This window comes from Gordonia sp. YC-XJ4 (genome assembly GCF_059511865.1).
Genome location: NZ_CM183447.1, coordinates 4306016 through 4310239, shown reverse-complemented (window position 1 = coordinate 4310239; position 4224 = coordinate 4306016). Strand labels below are relative to the sequence as shown.

6 protein-coding genes are annotated in these 4224 nt (G+C 65.2%); 4 read left to right on the top strand and 2 right to left on the bottom strand.

Annotated elements, in window-relative coordinates:
- The first annotated feature begins 98 nt into the window (after positions 1-98).
- Positions 99-332 (top strand): MbtH family protein, encoded by a 234-nt coding sequence (locus AC5ZH6_RS19320; RefSeq protein WP_006370451.1) that lies wholly within the window; start codon positions 99-101, stop codon positions 330-332.
- A 315-nt stretch (positions 333-647) separates the two neighbouring features.
- Positions 648-953 carry a hypothetical protein gene (locus AC5ZH6_RS19315; RefSeq protein WP_238534739.1) on the top strand — a complete coding sequence of 102 codons (306 nt, stop codon included), beginning with the start codon at positions 648-650 and terminating at the stop codon, positions 951-953.
- Positions 954-1002: 49 nt separating this feature from the next.
- Here AC5ZH6_RS19315 and AC5ZH6_RS19310 read toward each other — a convergent pair whose 3' ends face one another.
- The gene (locus AC5ZH6_RS19310; protein WP_496167683.1) at positions 1003-1569 is read right to left on the bottom strand and encodes a DUF4190 domain-containing protein; all 567 of its coding nucleotides are present in this window, start codon (positions 1567-1569) and stop codon (positions 1003-1005) included.
- Positions 1570-1742: 173 nt separating this feature from the next.
- Positions 1743-2249, bottom strand: a complete 507-nt coding sequence (locus tag AC5ZH6_RS19305) for an MTB12 C-terminal domain-containing protein (protein WP_496167682.1) — start codon at positions 2247-2249, stop codon at positions 1743-1745.
- A 147-nt stretch (positions 2250-2396) separates the two neighbouring features.
- On the opposite strand from AC5ZH6_RS19305, the gene AC5ZH6_RS19300 reads away from it, so the two are divergent.
- On the top strand, positions 2397-3521 hold the full coding sequence (locus tag AC5ZH6_RS19300) for an LLM class flavin-dependent oxidoreductase (RefSeq protein ID WP_020170455.1): 1125 nt from the start codon (positions 2397-2399) through the stop codon (positions 3519-3521).
- Positions 3518-4171 (top strand): CE1759 family FMN reductase, encoded by a 654-nt coding sequence (locus AC5ZH6_RS19295; RefSeq protein ID WP_496167681.1) that lies wholly within the window; start codon positions 3518-3520, stop codon positions 4169-4171. The genes AC5ZH6_RS19300 and AC5ZH6_RS19295 overlap by 4 nt, the downstream gene beginning before the upstream one ends.
- Positions 4172-4224: the final 53 nt, after the last annotated feature.

Sequence of the window (4224 nt, the reverse complement as noted above, 5' to 3'; positions counted from 1 at the left end):
TGCCGCCGACGAGGTCGGGGACGGTACGGTGAAACACGACTGAGGTTCACCTAACCGCCTCGAGGACAACGACGATTGACTGAAGGAGTCGAGTAGAGATGACGAACCCATTCGACGACGAGAACGGCCGCTTCTACGTGCTCGTGAACGATGAGAACCAGCACTCGCTGTGGCCGACGTTCGCCGACATCCCGGCCGGCTGGACCAAGGTGTTCGGGGAGGATTCACGTGCCGCGTGCCTGGAGTACGTGGAGAAGAACTGGACCGATCTGCGCCCCAAGAGCCTCATCGACGCGATGGAGGCAGACAAAGCCGCCCGGGAGAACGGCTGACCGTCGAACGTAGGACGAGATGTCACGAAACGTCGCCGGGACCCCAGTGGTCACGGCGACGTTTCTTTTCAACATCAGACACAGAAATCTCATAGACCACATGTGTCACAAGTTCTATCGTTTCTGTTGACGGGTATACCGTAGTTGTTGTGGGCGTTACCAGTTTCGGTGTGTAATCCGCCACATTTCACGCGGTAAGGTACCCACATCGTTACGCAGCAATCGATGCTTGATTGCAAGAAGCCCTCGGTCGACGGGGAGGTTGATCGAAGGGTGATGACCATGAATCAAGTCAGCCGGGTGGGGGAGTGTCACATGAATGAACTACTGCAGGACATCCGCGACAGGGCGGACATGACGCCGTCGTTGCCGGCGGTGCGCTTCGGTGGGCACATGGTGACCTACGGCGAGCTCGACCAGGCGCTCGACTCCTTCGAGGTGGTCATGGCGCAACACGGTATGTCGCGCGAGGCGGCGTTCTACGCGGCCGTGCTCCACTCGGTTCCGGCGCTGGCCGAGATCTCTGATCCCGACGAGCAGGGCCGCAACATCGACCAGGTGGTCGCATGGCTGGGCCGGCATCTCGAGCCCACGGTCGGGCACCTGCGCGTCGCCGGCTGATCCTCCGGTCCGAGAACACGGCGCGGGCTCGTGCGCCGCGCGGCAGGCTCTACAGCAGCGAGCCGACCATCAGGACGAGCGCGAGAATCGGTAGCCCGACCAGGGCACTGCCCGTCCCCATCATGATCGACGCCACCGCGCGACCGGTGCCACGCATGCCCGGTGTTCGCCGGATCGTGCGTACCGCGGTCACTCCCAGGATGATCGCCAGGATGCCCAGCACCCCACCGATGCCGAGTGCCAGGGTCAGCGGCACCGAGGCGACGCCGCACACCACCGCTGCGGTTGCCGCCGGAGCGGTGCGTCCCCGCGGATAGACGACAGGTTCGACGCCCGATGTTCGGAGCTCGGGGATCGGACCGAGTTCGGCCCTACCCCACAGGTCGCCGATCGGAGGTAGCGGCCCGTCCACGACATCGCTCCGGGGACTCGGGATCTCGAAAAGCGGGGCCTCGAAGTCCGGTGTTGCGTGGTCCGGTCTTTCGGTGTGCGGCGTTTCGGGGCGCTGGGTCCCGGGTTCTGCAGACTCGTCGACCAGATCGTTCACCTGAGGCCAGCGCGCATGACGATCGGTCACCGCGGGCGCAATCGGACGGGTGACCTGATCGGTTCGCACAGCGCCTCCCTCGGCATCGATGTCCCGGCCGTCACCGGGTTCTGCCATGCTACCGGCGCTCACGTCGGGCAATCCGGTCCCAGCTTCATCGCTCACAGCCACACCGGTCGCAGATGCACCGAGCGCCGCACCGGAGGCTTACGGTGCGGCGCTCGGGAGTGCGTTGTCGGAGGTCAGTGACCGCCGGCCATCGACTGCAGGAAGGTCACCGCGTCCCCGGAGAGCTTCCAGCTTCCGTCGACCTTGACGAACTTCATCTGCAGGCCGCTGGCGGAGTGTGCGCCGCCGACATCGAAGGTCACCAGAGCGGCATCGTTGCCGTCGCCGCTGACCTTGGTGACCTTGTAGGTGTAGCCCATCTGCTTGGAGCCCTTGGCGAAGGCCTGGATCGCGGGCTTGGTCAGCGGGCTGCTGGTGTCGACGACGGCGTCGAGATCGGCACTGGAGGTGTCGGGGTTCAGCGCCTTGTCCAGGATGGCCTGAGCTGCTGCGGTGTCGAGATCTGCGGGAGCGGGTGCGTCGCTGCCGGAGGATTCCGCGGCGCTGGATTCGGCGCTCGTGGCCGCCGAGGTGCTCGCGGTCGTGGTGGAGGCGTTGTCGTCACTGCTCGAGCAGGCGGCAACGGTGAAGACGGCGGCACCGGCCAGGGCGGCCGCGGCAACGGACTTCCGAAGCTTCATGATTCTGACTCCCATCGAGGATCGGGTAAGCCCACACTAACTCACCCAGGTCAGAGTGCCCGGAAGACGGGTCATCCGGCGTCCGGAATTAAGCGGACCATGGTCCGGTTAAGCTGGATGACAGTCCCGGAACCCAGGAGGCGCGACATGCAATTCGGACTCTTCAGCGTCAGCGACATCACGGTGGACCCGACCACGGGGGTTGCTCCCACCGAGCACGAGCGCATCAAGGCCATCGTCGAGATCGCCAAGAAAGCGGAGGACATCGGACTCGATGTCTTCGCTCTTGGTGAGCACCACAACCCGCCCTTCTTCTCGTCGTCACCGACGACGACGCTGGCCTACATCGCCGCACAGACCTCGACGCTGAATCTGTCGACGGCCACCACCTTGATCACCACCAACGATCCGGTGAAGATCGCCGAGGATTTCGCGATGCTGCAGCATCTCGCCGACGGGCGGGTGGACCTGATGCTCGGCCGCGGCAACACCGGCCCGGTCTATCCGTGGTTCGGCAAGGACATCCGGCAGGGCATTCCGCTCGCGATCGAGAATTATCATCTGCTGCACCGGCTCTGGACCGAGGAGGTGCTCGACTGGGAGGGCAAGTTCCGCACCCCGCTGACGTCGTTCACCTCGACGCCCCGCCCCCTCGACGGTGTCGCGCCGTTCGTGTGGCACGGGTCGATCCGCAGCCCCGAGATCGCCGAGCAGGCCGCGTACTACGGTGACGGCTTCTTCGCGAACCACATCTTCTGGCCCGCAGAGCATTTCCAGCGTCTGATCGACTTCTATCGTGAACGCTACGAGCACTACGGCCACGGCAACGCCAACCAGGCGATCGTCGGGCTGGGCGGACAGTTCTTCATTCGCAAGAACTCCCAGGACGCGGTCCGCGAATTCCGGCCGTACTTCGACAACGCGCCGGTCTACGGGCACGGTCCGTCGTTGGAGGATTTCAGTCGGGAGACTCCGCTGACGGTGGGCAGCCCGGCCGAATTCGTCGACCGCACACTGTCGTTCCGCAACACCTTCGGCGACTACCAGCGCCAGCTGTTCCTCATCGACCACGCGGGTCTGCCGCTGAAAACCGTCCTCGAACAGCTCGACGAACTCGGCGCGGTCCTGCCGGAATTGCGTCAGGGATTCGCCGAGGGGCGTCCCGCAGAGGTCCCGGACGCGCCGACACACGCCTCGCTGGTGGCGGCGCGTGATGCCGCGGTGCACGCCGATGAGGAAGACGAGATACAGGAACACGAGGTGCAGGCATGATCCGACTGGTCGCGGTCAATGCCGGGCTCGGCGAGCCGTCGTCGACGCGGATGCTCGTCGACCGGCTCGTCTCGGCGGTGACCGGTGTGCTGGGTGAAAACCGGGTGCAGACAACGACAATCGATCTCCGCGACCTCGCCGTCGACCTCGGCCGGTCGATGGCCGCGGGCTTTGCCACCGGCGCTGCTCGCGCGGCCATCGACACCGTGCAGGGTGCCCATGCCCTGATCGTCGCCACCCCGGTCTTCAATGCGTCCTACTCGGGCCTGTTCAAGACGTTCTTCGATCTCGTGGACGTCGACGAGATGGCGGCCACGCCGGTCCTGATCGCCGCGACCGGTGGAAGCCCACGGCATTCGATGGTGCTCGACCACGCGCTGCGTCCGCTGTTCGGCTACCTGCGCATGATCGTGGTGCCCACGGGTGTCTATGCCGCCGCCGAGGATTGGGCGGGCGGCTCCGGTGACACCACCACCCTCCGTGATCGGATCGACCGCGCCGCACGGGAACTCGCGGCGCTGCTCGAGAGTGGCAAACAGCAGTCCCGGGCGTTCGCGGATGCGTTGTCCGACAATGACAGCCAGAACGACACCGCCGCCGAGTCTGCAGGTATCGCGAACTTCGCGCGGCTGCTCGGCGGTTCAGGGTGAGGTGGCACGCCGAGGGCGTGATTCGTGAGGACCTGAGTCGCAAGGCTGCGTAA

Coding starts and splice junctions, on each gene's coding strand:
- AC5ZH6_RS19315 (WP_238534739.1), top strand. CDS start 648: ATGAATGAACTACTGCAGGACATCCGCGACAGGGCGGACATGACGCCG.
- AC5ZH6_RS19300 (WP_020170455.1), top strand. CDS start 2,397: ATGCAATTCGGACTCTTCAGCGTCAGCGACATCACGGTGGACCCGACC.
- AC5ZH6_RS19320 (WP_006370451.1), top strand. CDS start 99: ATGACGAACCCATTCGACGACGAGAACGGCCGCTTCTACGTGCTCGTG.
- AC5ZH6_RS19295 (WP_496167681.1), top strand. CDS start 3,518: ATGATCCGACTGGTCGCGGTCAATGCCGGGCTCGGCGAGCCGTCGTCG.
- AC5ZH6_RS19305 (WP_496167682.1), bottom strand. CDS start 2,249: ATGAAGCTTCGGAAGTCCGTTGCCGCGGCCGCCCTGGCCGGTGCCGCC.